This window comes from Pseudomonas koreensis, from assembly GCF_012986595.1.
In the GTDB taxonomy this organism is placed as follows: domain Bacteria; phylum Pseudomonadota; class Gammaproteobacteria; order Pseudomonadales; family Pseudomonadaceae; genus Aquipseudomonas; species Aquipseudomonas koreensis.
Genome location: NZ_JAAQYM010000006.1, coordinates 359,339 through 375,285 on the forward strand (window position 1 = coordinate 359,339; position 15,947 = coordinate 375,285).

The 15,947-nt window shown below is 62.3% G+C and carries 12 protein-coding genes; 4 read left to right on the forward strand and 8 right to left on the reverse strand.

Annotated features, from left to right (window positions below):
- The 6 genes from selB to fdnG are packed head-to-tail and all read right to left on the reverse strand — an operon-like array spanning position 1 to position 8,969.
- The gene (gene selB, locus HBN98_RS20365) at positions 1-1,917 is read right to left on the reverse strand and encodes a selenocysteine-specific translation elongation factor (protein WP_083369085.1); all 1,917 of its coding nucleotides are present in this window, start codon (positions 1,915-1,917) and stop codon (positions 1-3) included.
- Positions 1,914-3,326, reverse strand: coding sequence for an L-seryl-tRNA(Sec) selenium transferase (selA, locus tag HBN98_RS20370; protein ID WP_083369084.1), 1,413 nt, complete (start codon positions 3,324-3,326; stop codon positions 1,914-1,916). Before selA ends, selB begins: the two co-directional genes overlap by 4 nt.
- A 49-nt stretch (positions 3,327-3,375) precedes the next feature.
- The gene (fdhE, locus tag HBN98_RS20375) at positions 3,376-4,302 is read right to left on the reverse strand and encodes a formate dehydrogenase accessory protein FdhE (protein WP_064587586.1); all 927 of its coding nucleotides are present in this window, start codon (positions 4,300-4,302) and stop codon (positions 3,376-3,378) included.
- 3 nt (positions 4,303-4,305) lie between these two features.
- A complete protein-coding gene (locus HBN98_RS20380; RefSeq protein ID WP_064587587.1) occupies positions 4,306-4,971 on the reverse strand; it encodes a formate dehydrogenase subunit gamma in 666 nt (221 codons plus the stop codon).
- A complete protein-coding gene (gene fdxH / locus HBN98_RS20385; protein WP_064587588.1) occupies positions 4,968-5,903 on the reverse strand; it encodes a formate dehydrogenase subunit beta in 936 nt (311 codons plus the stop codon). The genes HBN98_RS20380 and fdxH overlap by 4 nt, the downstream gene beginning before the upstream one ends.
- Entirely contained in the window at positions 5,904-8,969 is a 3,066-nt protein-coding gene (fdnG, locus tag HBN98_RS20390) for a formate dehydrogenase-N subunit alpha (protein WP_151101563.1), read from the reverse strand.
- A 296-nt stretch (positions 8,970-9,265) separates the two neighbouring features.
- Here fdnG and HBN98_RS20395 point away from each other — a divergent pair, with 296 nt between their 5' ends.
- The 4 genes from HBN98_RS20395 (at position 9,266) to HBN98_RS20410 (ending at position 13,308) form a co-directional block, all read left to right on the forward strand.
- On the forward strand, positions 9,266-10,420 hold the full coding sequence (locus HBN98_RS20395) for a MalY/PatB family protein (RefSeq protein ID WP_083369082.1): 1,155 nt from the start codon (positions 9,266-9,268) through the stop codon (positions 10,418-10,420).
- A 196-nt stretch (positions 10,421-10,616) separates the two neighbouring features.
- On the forward strand, positions 10,617-11,474 hold the full coding sequence (locus tag HBN98_RS20400; protein WP_083369081.1) for a glucose 1-dehydrogenase: 858 nt from the start codon (positions 10,617-10,619) through the stop codon (positions 11,472-11,474).
- Between the two features lie 6 nt (positions 11,475-11,480).
- Positions 11,481-12,824: a cation:proton antiporter gene (locus tag HBN98_RS20405; protein WP_083369080.1), complete on the forward strand. Its 1,344-nt coding sequence runs from the start codon at positions 11,481-11,483 to the stop codon at positions 12,822-12,824.
- A 187-nt stretch (positions 12,825-13,011) separates the two neighbouring features.
- Positions 13,012-13,308: a hypothetical protein gene (locus HBN98_RS20410; protein WP_064587594.1), complete on the forward strand. Its 297-nt coding sequence runs from the start codon at positions 13,012-13,014 to the stop codon at positions 13,306-13,308.
- Between the two features lie 57 nt (positions 13,309-13,365).
- On the opposite strand, the gene HBN98_RS20415 is transcribed toward HBN98_RS20410, so the two are convergent.
- Together HBN98_RS20415 and HBN98_RS20420 are read right to left on the reverse strand one after the other, a co-directional pair.
- Positions 13,366-13,902 (reverse strand): hypothetical protein, encoded by a 537-nt coding sequence (locus HBN98_RS20415; RefSeq protein WP_064587595.1) that lies wholly within the window; start codon positions 13,900-13,902, stop codon positions 13,366-13,368.
- A 57-nt stretch (positions 13,903-13,959) separates the two neighbouring features.
- Positions 13,960-15,903, reverse strand: coding sequence for a hybrid sensor histidine kinase/response regulator (locus tag HBN98_RS20420; RefSeq protein WP_083369079.1), 1,944 nt, complete (start codon positions 15,901-15,903; stop codon positions 13,960-13,962).
- Positions 15,904-15,947 lie beyond the last annotated feature (44 nt).

A 15,947-nucleotide genomic window follows, 5' to 3' on the forward strand; every position in this document is an offset into this window, starting at 1 on the left:
TCAGGGTGCGTCGGCGCTGGCCAGCGCGTTGTCGGGGCGGATCACGCGGGATTCGCCGATGCGCCGGGTCAGGCCGAGGCGGTCGAAGTATTCCAGGTACTGAATACAGCGTTTGCGTCCCAAGCCTAGCGCATCACGAAAGGTTGTCACCTGGATCTGAGGATTTTCCTGTTCCAGGTGCAGCAGCACGCCGGCCATGCGCCGCAGTTGCACGTCCGTCAGAAACAGGTCGCGCACGATTTGATGCATTAAACCCAACCGCGCCAGTTTGCGCAGCAGCAGGCGCACCACCGCGTCGTCTACACCGAGCGTTTTCGCGACATCGCGCACCCACGGCGGATCAAACCCGGCCTGCTCGAACAGCGGCTGCATCTGCTGCCACAGGGTTTCGTCTTCGGCATTCAAGCGCACTTGATGATCGGGCAGATGTAGCCACGGCCCGCTGGCGTTGATCGACCCGGCAGCGCGCAGCTCGTCCAGCAGGCTGGCAAAGGTCGAGCGCTCCAGCGCCAGACCACTGAAGCGGCGCAGGCGATCGCGGTCCGGCCCCATCTGGTCCGGTTCCAGCTCATGCAATTTCGCCAGTTGCTCCAACAGGGTGAACTTCAACTGCCCCCAGCGCTGCACGTTGAACAGCACCGGGCCGTGGCGGGTGTCGATCAGGCGCACATTGGCCGGTAGCGACCAGTCGGCACGCGGGCGATTGAATTGACGCTCCAGCTGCTGCGGATCGAGGCCGCCAGCGCAGTGGTCGAGCAGCACCGGCAGCGCCTGTTCAAGGCTGTCATGGCCGGCCAGGGCTTGCAGTTGCGCCAGTCGTTCCGGGCTGCGACGTTGCCGGGCCGGGGCAAACGGGTCGAGCACCTGGCCGCCGCCGAGGGTGCGCTGGGCGCTGGAGTCTCGCAGGATCAAGCGATCGCCCTTCACCGCATGCACCGGCGCGTTGATCAGCAGTTGCGCATACATGCGCTCGCCGGGGCTCAAGCGCGGGCCTTCGAGCAACGCCACGCGAGCGATGACGTCCTGAGTACCGAGGTGCACGTGCACCGGGTGGAAGTGTTCGAACGTACGCTCACCGGGCAGCAGCTGAAAGTCGATATCGACCCGTTGCGTCGGTGCGTGCAGCCACTCGCTCAGCACCCATTGGCCGCGATGAATCTGTTCCAGCGCCAGGCGCTCGCCACTGATGTTCAAGGCTACCCGTTGCCCGGCGCAGGCCTGTTCGGCGGGCCGATTCTGCGCGTGCAGGCCGCGAACCCGGACGGTTTTACCCAGAGGCCCCAAAACCAGTCTGTCCTCTACAGAAACAACCCCCGACAACGCCGTGCCAGTGACCACAATCCCCGCACCGGCCACGCTGAAAGCGCGGTCGATGGCCAGGCGAAATCCACCTTCGCGACTGCGTTCATGCACTTCGCCCTGAGTGCGCAACAAACTCTGCCGCAATTCATCGACACCGTACCCGGTCACGCTCGACACAGGCACTATCGGCGCCTCGGCAAAAGGCCCGGCCTCGAGCAAATCCAGAACCTGGCGCTGCACCTCTTCCACCCTGCCCGCCTCGACCCGATCGCATTTGGTGATCGCCACCAACGCCCGGGGAATCCCCAGCAACTCGACAATCGCCAGATGCTCACGGGTCTGCGGCATCACCCCGTCATCCGCCGCGACGACCAGCAACACCAGATCGATACCCTGCGCCCCGGCGAGCATGTTGTGGGTGAATTTCTCGTGGCCTGGCACGTCGATAAAACCGGTCAGTCCGGCGCCGGGTTGCAGTTCGGCGTAGAGATAACCGAGATCGATGGTCATCCCGCGTTCGCGCTCCTGCGGGCGGCGGTCGCCGGTTTGCCCGGTCAGCACTTGCAGCAGCGATGTCTTGCCATGGTCGATGTGCCCTGCGGTGCCGACAATCACGACTCGACCCGCAACTGCGGCAACTGCGCCAGCCACGCCGGCTCATCGTCGAGTTGGCGCAGATCCAGCCACAGCGCATCGTCGTCAATGCGACCGAGCACCGGGATCGGCAAGGCACGCAATGCCGCCTCAAGATTGAGCAGGCAACGTCCGCGCAGACGCTTGGACACGTGCGGGCGCAGGCACAGGGCGGCACTGGGCAATCGCGCCACCGGTTGGCTGCCGCTGCCGATCATGCCCAAGGCCTGAACGGCGCTGACCTGCCAGAGTTCGCCCAAGGCCTCGGCCATCGCCGGTTGCAAACGAGAGGCCTGGGCGTAGATGTCGGCTTGCGGGCGAGTCAACAGCCGCAGACTCGGCAGACGCTCGGCGAGGCGATCCGGGTCGCGATACAAACCCAGCACCGCCTCCAGTGCGGCCAGGGTCAACTTGTCGACACGCAAGGCGCGCTTCAACGGATTCTTCTTGATCTTCGCGATCAGCTCTTTGCGCCCGACGATCAACCCGGCCTGCGGTCCGCCGAGCAATTTGTCGCCGCTGAAGGTGACGATGTCCGCGCCATCCAGCAGCGCTTGGCGCACCGTCGGTTCCGCCGGCAGGCCCCAACGGGTCAGGTCCAGCAGACTGCCGCTGCCCAGATCCTCCAGCAGTGGCAAGCCATGCCGGTGGGCCAACTCAGCCAGCTCCGCTGTCGGCACCCGCGCGGTGAAACCCTCAATGCTGTAGTTGCTCGCATGCACGCGCATGATCAAACCGCTGCGCGGGCTGATCGCTGCTTCGTAGTCGCGGGCGTGGGTGCGGTTGGTGGTGCCGACTTCGTGCAGGCGCACACCGGCGCGGGCCATGATGTCGGGAATGCGGAACGCGCCGCCGATCTCGATCAACTCACCGCGCGAGATGATGCCTTCCTTGCGCGCGCCAAGGCTGTTCAGCGTCAGCAGCACGGCGGCGGCATTGTTGTTGACCACGGTGACGGCTTCGGCGCCGGTCAGCTCGCGGATCAGGCCTTCGATCAAATCGTCGCGGTCCCCGCGCTTGCCGCTGGCCAGATCGAATTCCAGATTGAGCGGATAGCGCGCGGCCATCTGCACCGCGTCGATGGCTTCATCCGGCAACAGCGCCCGGCCCAGATTGGTGTGCAGCACCGTGCCGGTGAGGTTGAACACCCGGCGCACGTGGCTGCGCTGCTGCTGGGCCAGGCGCTCACCGACCCGGCCCGCCAGCACTTGCGGGCTGATTTCGATGGCCGACAATTGCCCGTTCAACACGTCAGCACGCAATTCATCCAGCAACTGACGCAAGCGGCTCAGCAACGCCTCACGACCATAACGCTCAAGCAGCGGCAGACAAGCCGGGTGACGCAACAAAGCATCAATGGACGGCAAACGCGGGGCAACACTTGCGGACATCAGCCACTCCCGAAAAAACAAGACTGTCCGGCGAGTGTAGACGCTAAGGTCATTCGTCTCCCGGCGCCAGCAACAGATTCGGGGCCAGACGCTGAAAACCGTCCTGCGCCAGACGCATGTCGAGCAACAGGCTGGTCAGGTCTGCCGACAGCGCTTCGCCTTCGGCATCGTTTTCCAGATACACCAGTTTCAGGTAGCTGTTGCAGCTGGGGCAAACCTCCGCCCGAATTGGCGCCTGATTGGCCGCGTGGCGATCGTCTTCGAGGCTCAGGTAATCCAGACCTTTACTTGACTCGCAATACACGCACTTGACCCGCACCACGTGCCATTCGCAGGCGCACAGCGAGCACACCAGATAACGCAGGCCGTTGTGCTTGCCGCGATGGCGGATCACCCCGGCCATTGCCGGTGAACCACAGCCGGGGCATTGGCTGAGGCTGTCGCCGGGTTTCAGTTGCAGGTTGGGTACGCTGAGCAGCCAGTGGCTCCACGCCACTTGCAGGCCGGCGCCGAGAAACGGCACCAGCGCTGCCGGCACCAGCGAGTATTGGCCGCTGACCAATGCCACGGCCCACGCACGCAACTGTCCGGGGCTGGCCTCCCCTAGCGTGGCTACCGCGTCGAGTACCGCCGGTTGTTCCGGCGGCACATAGCGTTGCAGCAATGCATCCAGATAAGCCTGCCAGCTCTCCTCGCGCACCAGCGTGTCGGCCGCAAATGGCGGCAGGCCGTGGCGCTGGCAAACGTCAAGGCGCTGTTCATCAATCGGCGTAGACAGCGGCGGATCATCCATTACCTGCTGCTGCACCCGGCACAACCCGGCAATCAGATGCAGGTAGTCGGCCAGCGCATGCCCTTCGGCCAGGTGTTCCAGGCGTTGCGCGCGCAGGCTGAACAGGTTGTGCGGTGGCAGGTACAGAAACGGCGGCGAACTGGCCGCCGCTTCGATTTCCCCGGGTTCAAGAATGGTTGCCAAAGGTCAGCCCTTTTTGGTGATCGGTCGTTCCGGCGCATCCGGATGGCGTTCGTCGCGGGTGATGTCGCGGTACCAGAGTTCGTGGTGTTTCTTCGCCCAGGCGCGGCTGACCCAACCATGCAGCATCGCGTCGATGGACCCCTTGATCCACAGCCCGGCGTAGATGTGAATGATGATGCTGAGGATCAGCACAAACCCGGCCAGCGCATGCAGCAGCATCGCCCAGCGAATCACGGTGATGCCGAAATACGCGCTGAAATACGCGCGCCAGATCACCAGCCCGGTGAACAGCAAACCGAGCATGCACAGCAGTAAAGTCCAGAACAGCAGCTTCTGCCCGGCGTTGTACTTGCCCACCGGCGGCACCGTCTCTTCGTCGTTGACCAGCACCCGATCGATGCGGCGCAGCCACTTCCAGTCATTGCCGATGAAGAAGTTCGCGCGCCAGAACCTGAACACCAGGCCGAGGAACAACACGAACATCAGCACGCCCATGAACGGATGCAGAATCCGCGTCCACGGCCCGCCGCCGAACAGGTGGGTCAGCCAGAACATCGACGGATGAAACAACGCCAGCCCGGACAGCCCGGCCATGAAGAACAGAATCGCCACCAGCCAGTGATTGGTGCGCTGGTTAGCGGTGTAACGCAGGATCGTCTTGTTGCTCATGGCCGGTCCTCCCCGCGTGGATCGAAGGTGTGCACCGCCGGATCGACGGTATGCACCGAGGTGTCGGGTGGCGCCGGATGTTCATCCTCCTCGACGCGGTTCGGCCCGATACGCACGTAGTGGAAAAACCCGGCCAGCACCGCCGCGCCCATCGCCAGCAATCCCAGCGGTTTGCTGATGCCCTTCCACAAGCCCACCAGCGGGCTGATGGCCGGCGCATTCGGTAACCCGGCGTAGATCTTCGGCGTGTCGGCGTGGTGCAGCACGTACATCACGTGGGTGCCGCCGACGCCTTCCGGGTCATACAGCCCGGCGTTGTCGAAGCCGCGGCTTTTCAGGTCGACGATGCGTTCGGCGGCGTGTTCCTTCATGTCTTCCTTGCTGCCAAAGACGATGGCCCCGGTCGGGCAGGTTTTCACACAGGCCGGCTCCAGTCCTACCGCAACGCGGTCGGAACACAAGGTGCACTTATAGGCCTTGTGATCCTTCTGCGAAATCCGCGGAATGTTGAACGGGCAACCGGTGATGCAGTAGCCGCAGCCGATGCAGTGATCCTGATCGAAATCGACGATGCCGTTGGCGTGCTTGATGATCGCCCCGGGACTCGGGCAGGCGGCCAGGCAGCCGGGCTCGGCGCAATGCATGCAGCCGTCCTTGCGGATCAGCCACTCGAGGTTGCCGGCGTCGGTTTCGTGCTCGGTGAAGCGCATCAACGTCCAGGTTTCGGCGCTGAGGTCCTGCGGGTTGTCGTAGGTGCCGTGGTTGTGGCCGACCTCGTCGCGCAGCTCGTTCCATTCCGAGCAGGCGACCTGACAGGCCTTGCAGCCGATGCATTTGGTGGTGTCGATCAGCTTGGCGACTTCCTGCTGATTCCTCACCGAGGGCGGCACCGTGGTGGTGGCCGAGCGGGCAATGATGTCTTGGCTGGCCATCTATATTTTCTCCACGTTGACCAGGAATGACTTGGATTCCGGGGTCTGTGTGTTGCCATCGCCGAGGAACGGCACCAGGGTGTTGGTCAGGTAGCCGTGACGCGTCAGGCCGGTAAAGCCCCAATGCAGCGGAATGCCGATCTGATGCACCACCTGGCCGTTGACCTGCAGCGGCCGGATGCGTTTGGTCACCACCGCGACCGCCTCGATGAACCCGCGTTTACAGCTGACCCGCACCCGATCCCCGGCGGCGATGCCCTTCTCCTTCGCCAGCACTTCGCCGATCTCGACGAACTGCTCAGGCTGGGCAATTGCATTCAACTTGCAATGCTTGCTCCAGAAGTGGAAGTGCTCGGTCAGCCGGTAACTGGTGCCGGCGTACGGGAAGTCCTTGGCTTCGCCGAGGCTTTCCCAGACCGAATCGAAGATCCGCGCCGCCGGGTTGCTGGTGGCTTTCTTGTTTTGCGGGTGCAGCGGGTTGATGCCGATCGGCGTTTCGAACGGCTCGTAGTGCTCGGGGAATGGCCCTTCGTTCATCTTGTCGACGGCGAAGAACCGCGCCACGCCTTCGGGGTTCATGATGAACGGGCTCATCCCGGCTTCCGGCGGCACATCGGCCTTGTAGTCCGGCACGTCGGTGCCGCCCCAGGCCTTGCCGTTCCACCACACCAGGCGTTTCTTCGGATCCCACGGCTTGCCCGCAACGTCCGCCGATGCACGGTTGTAGAGGATTCGCCGGTTGGCCGGCCACGCCCAGGCCCAGCCCAGGTGCTGGTGCATGCCATACGGGTCGGCATTGTCGCGGCGGGCCATCTGGTTACCGGCCTCGGTCCAGCTGCCGGCGAAGATCCAGCAGCCGGACGCGGTGCTGCCGTCGTCCTTGAGCTGAGCGAACGCGGCCAGTTGCGAGCCGGCCTTGACCGTTGCGCCGCTGGCATCGGTGAAGTCGGCCATGGCGCTACCATTGATTTCCTTCGCCAGTTCCTCCGGCGAGGGCTCGTCGGGAATCTTGTACGGCCACGACAGTTTCAACAGCGGATCGGGGAATTTGCCGCCCTCGGCCTGATAACGCTTGCGCAGGCGCAGGAACAGTTCGCTCATGATGCGAATGTCGGTCTGCGCTTCGCCCGGGCCATCGGCGCCTTTCCAGTGCCATTGCAGCCAGCGGCTGCTGTTGACCAGTGAACCGTCCTCTTCGGCAAAGCAGGTGGTGGGCAGGCGAATGACTTCGGTCTGGATGTCGGCGCTTTTCACGTCGTTGTACGGCCCGACGTTGTGCCAGAACTCCGAGGTCTCGGTGGCCAGCGGGTCCATCACCACCAGCCACTTGAGTTTGGCCAGCGCGCCCATCACCCGGTTCTTGTCCGGCAATGCAGCGATGGGGTTGAACCCTTGGCACACGTAGCCGTTGACCTTGCCCTGGCTCATCAGGTCGAACATCTTCAGGACGTCATAGTTGGGGATGTCGAGTTTCGGCAAATGGTCATAGAGCCAGTTGTTCTCGACGGTGGCGTTGGCGCCGTACCACGACTTCATCAGGCTGACGTGGAATTTGCTGTAGTTCTGCCAGTAGGACAATTGCCCCGGACGCAACGGCATTTGCGTGCGTTTTTTGATGAAGGCGTTGTAATCCTGCTCGGCGTCGCTGCCCAGGGTCAGGTAGCCCGGCAGCGAGTTGGACAGCAAACCAAGGTCAGTCAGGCCCTGAATGTTCGAGTGCCCACGCAAGGCATTGACGCCCCCGCCCGGCATGCCGACGTTGCCCAGCAGCAGTTGCACCATCGCCGCACTGCGGATGATCTGCGCGCCGATCGAGTGCTGCGTCCAGCCCAGGGCATAGAGAATCGTCATGGTCTTGCCCGGGGTCGAGCAGGTGGCGATTTCTTCCCAGATTTTTTTCATCGCATCGACCGGCATGCCGCAGATCTGGCTCGCGAGATCGATGTTGTAGCGGCTGTAATGCTGCTTCATCAGTTGATAGACGCAGCGCGGGTCCTGCAGGGTCGGATCGACCTTGACGAAACCGTCCTCGCCCAGCTCGTAACCCCAGCCGGACTTGTCGGTGTAGCTGCGTTTGGCCGCGTCGTAGCCACTGAATATCCCGTCTTCGAAGCCATAGCCGGCTTTGACGATGAACGAGACGTCGGTGTAGTTGCGCACGTATTCGTGCTGGATCTTGTCCTCGGTCAGCAGGTAATTGATCAAGCCGCCCATGAAGGCGATGTCGGTGCCGGTACGGATCGGTGCGTAATAGTCGGCCACCGAAGCAGTCCGGGTAAAACGCGGGTCGACCACGATCAGCCGGGCGGCGTTGTGCGCCTTGGCCTCGGTCACCCATTTGAAGCCACACGGATGCGCTTCTGCTGCGTTGCCGCCCATCACCAGGATCAGATTCGCGTTGGCGATATCGGTCCAGGTATTGGTCATGGCACCACGGCCGTACGTCGGGGCAAGACTTGCCACCGTCGGGCCGTGTCAGACACGCGCCTGGTTATCGAACCCCAGCATGCCGAGACTGCGAATCACCTTCTGGGTGATGTAGCCCGCTTCGTTGGACGCCGCCGACGCCGCGAGGAAGCCGGTGGTGAGCCAGCGGTTCACCGTCTGCCCGGTGGCGTTCTGCTCGATGAAATTGGCGTCGCGGTCGGCCTTCATCAGGTCGGCGATGCGATCCAGCGCTTCGTCCCAGCTGATCCGGGTCCATTCGCTGCTGCCGGGTTTGCGCGTTTGCGGATAGAGCAAACGGCCCGGGCTGTGAATGAAGTCCAGCAGGCCCGCGCCTTTTGGGCACAGGGTGCCGCGGTTGACCGGGTGGTCGGCGTCGCCTTCGATGTGAATGATATTTTGCGCGACGTTCTTCGCGGCATCGCCCTGGCTGTACATGATCAACCCGCAACCGACCGAGCAATACGGGCAGGTGTTGCGGGTTTCATGGGTGTGGGCAAGCTTGAAGTGACGCACCTGCTCGGCGAAGGCTGGCGTCGGGGCCATGCCCAACGCGCCCAGGCTAGAGCCTGCAAGGCCGATACCGGCGACCTTGAAGAACTGACGACGGCTGAGATCCATCGTGCACTCCTGATCAGGTGGAACCCGGTACTGATGCCGGGCTTTTTCTGGACAGACACGGTTACGGCAGGATGACTGCCGGTTTTTTCACTGTAGACAATGACCACACGTTCTGTGTGAAAACCGACCGTCGGCCGTTTGTCGGATCATTCCCCTGTAGGAGCTGCCAAAGGCTGCGATCTTTTGCTTTTGATTGTTAAAAACAAGATCAAAAGATCGCAGCCTTTGGCAGCTCCTACAGGGGTTCCGGGTTTATCATGTCGCCCAGGACCCATCCCGCCTTCACGAGACCGCGCATGACTTTCGATTTTGATCAGGTATTCGACCGCCACAACACCGGCAGCACCAAATGGAGCCGCTACCCGGCCGATGTGTTGCCGATGTGGGTCGCTGATATGGATTTCGCCGCGCCGCCGGTGATCATCGAGGCGTTGCAGCAGCGCCTGCTGCACCCGCTGGTGGGCTACAGCGTGGCGCAGGACAATCTGCGTGAAGCCATCGTCGCCGACCTGTGGAACAAGTTCGCCTGGAAGGTCAAACCGCAGGAACTGATTTTCCTGCCCGGGGTTGAATCCGGTTTCAACATGGCTTTGAAAGCCCTGGTGCAGCCGCAGCAGAACGTCGTGGTGCAAGTGCCGAACTACCCGCCGCTGCGGCATGCGCCGGGGCATTGGGGGCTGAACAAGGTCGAGCTGGAGTTCGTCGCCCAGGCCGATGGCACCTACGCCACTCCGCTGGAGGCATTGAGTCAGTCGCTCGCCAAGGGCGGCGCCCTGCTGCTGAGCAACCCGCACAACCCGATTGGCAAGGTGTTCACTGCGCAAGAGCTGACGGATATCGCCGACGTCTGCATGGCGCATGACGCCTGGATCATCTCCGACGAGATCCACGCCGAGCTGTGCTTCGATGGCCGCGTGCACATTCCGACCGCGTCCCTGAGCCCGGACATCGCCAAGCGCACCATCACCCTGATGTCGGCCAGCAAGGCGTACAACATCGCCGGCCTCAAGACCTCGTTCATGATCATCCAAGACGCCGCCCTGCGCGAGCGCGTCAACCACGCCCGCTGCGGCATGGTCGACAGCGTCAATCCGCTGGGCATGGAAGCCACCCGCGTCGCCTACAGCGAAGGCGCACCGTGGCTCGCCGAGCTGAAAACCTACCTGCAGGCCAACCGCGACTGGCTGGTGGACGCCGTGCGCAGTCGCTTGCCGGGCGTGTCTATCAATGTGCCGCAAGGGACGTATCTGGCGTGGCTCGATTGCTCGGCGCTGGATCTGGACAATCCGCAGCAGTTCTTCCTTGAGCAGGCCAAGGTCGGCCTCAGCGCCGGTGTGGATTTCGGCGATCAGCACCAACAGTTCGTGCGCCTGAACTTTGGCTGCCCGCGTTCGTTGCTGGAAGAAGGCATTGGCCGCATGGAGCGCGCACTGGCACAACGCAACACCTGAAAACACCATCAATCTGTAGGAGTGAGCCTGCTCGCGATAGCTGACTGACATTCAACATCAATGTCGGCTGATACACCGCTATCGCGAGCAGGCTCACTCCTACAATGGTTTTGTGGTCATCCAAAATCCGATCGAACTCACGGCAAACCGTCCGGGTCAACCGCCCATACCTGCCCTAAGACCTCGGAGATTTGTGATGACCGACTATCCAAAACCACCCTTCCTCAAACAAGCTCAAGCCGTCCCGGGCTCGCAAAGCAAAATGCAGCCCCATCCCGACTGTGGCGAGCAAAGCTACGTCGGCTCCGGACGCCTGGCTGGCAAGATTGCGTTGATCACCGGCGCCGACAGCGGCATCGGCCGCGCCGTGGCGATTGCCTTCGCCCGTGAAGGCGCAGACGTCGCCGTGGCCTATCTCAATGAACATGACGACGCCAAAGAGACCGCGCGCTGGGTCGAACAGGCGGGCCGCCAGTGCCTGCTGCTGCCCGGCGATATTGCGCAAAAGGCCCAATGCCAGGCGCTGGTGGACCAGACCGTCGAACGCTTCGGGCGCATCGACGTGCTGGTCAACAACGCCGCGTTCCAGATGACCCACGAGACCTTCGAGGAAATCCCCGACGAGGAATGGGTGATGACCTTCGACGTCAACATCACGGCGATCTTCCGCCTGTGCCAGGCGGCGATCAAACACATGCGTCCCGGCGCGTCGATCATCAACACCAGCTCGATCAACTCGGACATGCCCAAACCCACCCTGCTCGCCTACGCGACCACCAAAGGCGCGATCGCCAACTTCACCGGCGGTCTGGCGCAGATACTCGGGCCGAAAGAAATCCGCGTGAACTGCGTAGCACCCGGGCCGATCTGGACGCCGTTGATCGTCTCGACCATGCCCGATGAAGAAGTGCAGAACTTCGGCAGCGAAACCCCGCTGGGACGTCCGGGACAACCGGTGGAAGTGGCGCCGATCTACGTGCTGCTGGCCTCGGATGAAGCCAGTTACATCACCGGCCAGCGTTATGGAGTCACGGGCGGCAAGCCGATGTTGTAAGCCGCCATGAGCTTTGTCATCTGGGTCGCGGTGCTGGGCGCCGTATTGCTGACCCTCGCGCTGACCTCTTCGTACCTGCGCTGGATGCCGGTCACCACCTCGGCCGTGTGCCTGTTGCTGGGGATCGGCATCGGCCCGGCCGGGCTCGATCTGTTGAAACTGTCGGTGGAAAACGCTGCGGTGTGGATGGAGCACCTGACGGAAGTCGCGGTGCTGTTTTCGCTGTTTGTCTGCGGGCTCAAGTTGCGGCTGCCACTGCGCGACAAACGTTGGCGAATCGCATTCGGCCTGGCCGGCCCGGTGATGGTGCTGACCATCGCCGGGGTCAGCCTGTTGCTGCATTGGGGCCTGGATTTGCCTTGGGCACCGTCGCTGCTGATCGGCGCGATTCTGGCGCCGACCGACCCGGTACTGGCCGCGCTGGTGCAGGTCAACGATGCGAGGGATGTCGACGGCGTGCGTTTTGGGCTGTCCGGCGAAGCCGGGCTGAACGACGGGATTGCCTTTCCGTTCGTGATCCTCGGGCTGTTGCTGTTGCAGGCCGACGCGCCTTCCGGCGCCCTGACCGACTGGCTGTTGCGCAGTGTGTTGTGGGCGGTGCCCGTCGGCCTGCTGACCGGTTACTGGATGGGTCGCGGCATCGGGCGGCTGACCCTGTCGCTGCGCATTCATAACGACGACAGCACCTTGAGCCCGAACGATTACTTGGCCCTGGCGTTGATAGCGCTGGCTTACGTCGGCGCGGACGCCATCGGCGGTTTTGGCTTTCTGTCGGTGTTTGCCGCCGGCCTCGGCTTGCGTCAGGAAGAAGTGAAATCCACCGGCGCCAGTCAGCCACCCGCCGAACATCTGGTGCAACCGGTGGTGGGCCACCAGAACATCGAACCGCAGCACGCCGTACACGGTGACACCGAACAGCTGGAAAGCAGCCAGGTCGCCGCCGGGATCATGATGGGCGACATGCTGTCGTTCGGCAGTCTGGTGGAACGGGCCATGGAAGTGTTTCTGGTAACCCTGCTCGGCGTGGTGCTGGTGGCGCATTGGGACTGGCGGGCGCTGCTGGTGGGCGCGGTGCTGTTCTGCGTGGTGCGTCCGGCCTGCGTGGCAATAATGCCGTGGGGCAGCTTGCTCGACGGCCCTCAGCGGTTGTTGATCGGCTGGTTCGGCATTCGTGGGATCGGCAGCCTGTTCTATCTGTTTTATGCCTTGAACCATGGCCTGAGTGCCCCGGTCGCCACGCTGTGCACCGACATCACGCTGTCAGTGGTGGCGCTGAGTATTTTGCTGCATGGCATCAGTACCCAGCCGATCCTCGCTCGCTACGAACAATGGCAAAAACGAAAAAACTGATTCTTCCTGCGTATGCTGCTGGAACAATCCATCGAACTTTCTTCTGAAAATAAATGGATCCCTACACAGATCCTCGCAGTCACAACCATAACCCCTCGCTGGATGCACCCGGCGAGGTCCGGCAGGTTCGGTTCCCCTGCGGCTTGCAGCCTATGAAAAGGAATCTTTGGATAACAAGGTTACGGTCATGAAAGAATGCTCGACTCCTGCACAAATCAAGGCTTGCAGGGCCTTGGCCCTGGAACGCAATCGTCAATTGTTCGAAGACGCCCACGCCCTCAATCGAGCGGCTCACGAGCTGCTGGAAGCGCACAATCTGGATATCGAACAGTTTGAACGCTATCGAGCGCTGCGCCGCAAAGCCGATGCGAAGTTCGAGGAAGCCATCGACCATTTGTGTGTCCTCAACGAGGACTTCCCGCCGATTCCGATGTCGCCGCATCATTCGCAAGAACTGCGTCGGCAGCTTGAAACCGTCGAATGAAAAACCGCCCAAAGAAAAGCCCGGCTGCGAAGTCCGGGCTTTTTCTTTGGGCGGCGATCAGCCTCCGGGATTGGTCACCTGAATGAACACCGCATAAGCCCCCAGCAGCATCCAGAACACCGCAAAGATCCACGGCGTGCGCACCGAGAACAGCAGCGATTTGCGGTAACCCTTGTGGCTCGACTCCATTTCGCTGAACAGCGGCGATTCGTCGTAGGCCAGGCCCATCAGCGGTTCGCTCTGCAGCAACTGACTTTGCTTGAAGTGCCAGTGATCAATGATGTCGTACGCCGCCCGAATGCCCGGCCAGGCGTTGAGCGAACTGAGCAACCCGAGCAGCGCCAGAAAAGGTGGCACCACCAGAGTGAACAACTTGCCCCACTCAGGGTTGAGGTTGGCCATGCATGAAGCGAACGCGATCACCAGAAACGATTGCGCCGCCAGATAGGCGTCGGTGCGGTTGGCGAGGATGCTGGTTTCGTACTGGATCTCGCGACGGTAGAAATCCAGGCGTTCCTTGGGCGAGCCAAACATTTTCGCATCGTGTTCGGTGAGGGTTTCTTCAGCAGTCGGCTCGGTGAGTATGCGAGACAAGGGAAACACGCTCCGGGGGCAGGGAAAGTGTTTAGAAGCGCCTCGTCACGCACTAGTTCAGCCGGATCTGCCGCTCGGTCGTTTCATCGATTGGCCGATGATGTCCATCAGATTGAGTTGAGTGAACGGTTTGGGCAGACGCGGCAACTGAGCGGCGAAGCCTTCCAGGCGCTCGGCGTAGCCAGTGGCCAGAATGATCGGCAGGTCCGGTTTGAGCAGACGCACTGCATGAGCCAGTTGCGCGCCGCTCATCTGCGGCATGGCCATGTCGGTGATCATCAGGTCGACGACCTGGCCCTGATCCAGCAGTGCCAGCGCTTTCGCGCCAGAAGTGGCGCTGAGCACCCGATGCCCAAGGTCTTCAAGCAGCAACGTGGTGCTGGTCAATACCAGCGAATCGTCATCCACCACCAGCACGCTGAGCCGCGGCACCGTAACCGTTTCTGCGTCAGGCACGACCGACGACTTCGTCACGCCGTCAGCGACCACCGGCAACCACAGTTCCGCTGTCGTGCCACGCCCCTTCTGGCTTTTGAGGATAAAGCGGCCACCGAGCTGTTCGATAAATCCGTGCACCATCGACAACCCCAGCCCGGTGCCCTTGCCCAGGCCTTTGGTGGTAAAGAACGGATCCGCGGCTGACGCCAGCGTCCGCTCGTCCATGCCTTCACCGGTGTCGATCAGGCTCAGGCAGACATAGCGCCCCGCTGTCAGGGCGCAATGGTTTTGTTCGAGAACGACCTCGGCACGTGCGCTGATTGCCACGCTGCCGCCATCGGGCATGGCGTCCCGGGCATTGGTGGCCAGGTTGAGCACCGCCAGTTCCAATTGGTTGGTGTCGGCCAGCACCCGCTCCAGCCCTTCGGGCAGGGAGGTCTCGATGCTGATCCCCGGCCCCAGCGAACTGCGCAACAACCCGGTGATGCCTTGCACCAGTTGGACGAGATCGACCGGCTCGGTCTTGAGTTCCTGACGCCGGGCAAAGGCCAGCATGCGCTGGGTCAGCGACACGCCACGCAGCGCGCCCTGGGTGGCGTTTTCCAGCAGGCGGCTGACTTTCGGGTCGTCGCCGACCCGCTTGCGCACGATCTCGAGGTTGCCGAGGATCACGGTCAGCAGGTTGTTGAAGTCATGGGCGATGCCGCCGCTGAGTTGGCCGATGGCCTGCAGCTTCTGCGCCTGGAACAGGGCTTCGCGGGTTTTCTCCAGGGCCTGCTGCGACTGATGGACTTCCGTCACGTCACGGGTAATTTTCGCGAAGCCGAGCAAGGTCCCGGTTTCGCCCCGAATGGCGTCCACCACCACATGGGCAAAGAATCGGCTGCCATCCTTGCGCACCCGCCAGCTTTTGTTTTCGAAACGCCCTTCCCGCGCCGCTATTTCCAGCGCCCGCTGCGGCTCGCCGCGCTCACGGTCTTCAGCGGTGTAGAAGATTGAAAAATGCTCGCCGATGATTTCTTCCGGCAGGTAACCCTTGATCCGCTGGGCGCCCTGGTTCCAGTTGGAAACCCGACCATCGGGGCTGAGCATGTAGAGCGCGTAGTCCGTGACGCCCTGCACCAGCAGGCGGAACTGCTGCTCGCTTTGCTTGAGGGTTTCTTCGGCCATCTTGCGGTCGGTCAGGTCGCGGGTGATCTTGGCGAACCCCAGCAGCGTACCGTCCGGATCGATGATCGGGTCGATTACCACGTGGGACCAGAAATGCGTGCCGTCCTTGCGCACCCGCCAGCCTTCGCCTTCGAACCGCCCTTCGCGGATCGCCGTGTCCAGCGCACGTTGCGGCAAGCCCGCCGCGCGGTCCTGCTCGGTGTAGAACCGCGAGAAATGCTCGCCGAGAATCTCTTGCTTCTCGTAGCCCTTGAAGCGTTTGGCGCCAGAGTTCCAGCTGGTGATGATGCCGTCGGGATCGATCATGTAAATGGCATAATCGACCACCGCATCGATCAGCAGACGAAAACGCATCTCCTCGATCGCGGCGGTTTTGCTCGGGTTGTCACTCATCAAATTCACCGCTGGTTTTTTCCTCGTGCAAGTATGCGGCAATC

Excerpts from the sequence above, each read along its gene's own strand:
- selA (WP_083369084.1), bottom strand. The coding sequence starts at position 3,326 with ATGTCCGCAAGTGTTGCCCCGCGTTTGCCGTCCATTGATGCTTTGTTG.
- HBN98_RS20380 (WP_064587587.1), bottom strand. The coding sequence starts at position 4,971 with ATGAGCAACAAGACGATCCTGCGTTACACCGCTAACCAGCGCACCAAT.
- fdxH (WP_064587588.1), bottom strand. The coding sequence starts at position 5,903 with ATGGCCAGCCAAGACATCATTGCCCGCTCGGCCACCACCACGGTGCCG.
- HBN98_RS20395 (WP_083369082.1), top strand. The coding sequence starts at position 9,266 with ATGACTTTCGATTTTGATCAGGTATTCGACCGCCACAACACCGGCAGC.
- HBN98_RS20400 (WP_083369081.1), top strand. The coding sequence starts at position 10,617 with ATGACCGACTATCCAAAACCACCCTTCCTCAAACAAGCTCAAGCCGTC.
- HBN98_RS20405 (WP_083369080.1), top strand. The coding sequence starts at position 11,481 with ATGAGCTTTGTCATCTGGGTCGCGGTGCTGGGCGCCGTATTGCTGACC.
- HBN98_RS20410 (WP_064587594.1), top strand. The coding sequence starts at position 13,012 with ATGAAAGAATGCTCGACTCCTGCACAAATCAAGGCTTGCAGGGCCTTG.
- HBN98_RS20420 (WP_083369079.1), bottom strand. The coding sequence starts at position 15,903 with ATGAGTGACAACCCGAGCAAAACCGCCGCGATCGAGGAGATGCGTTTT.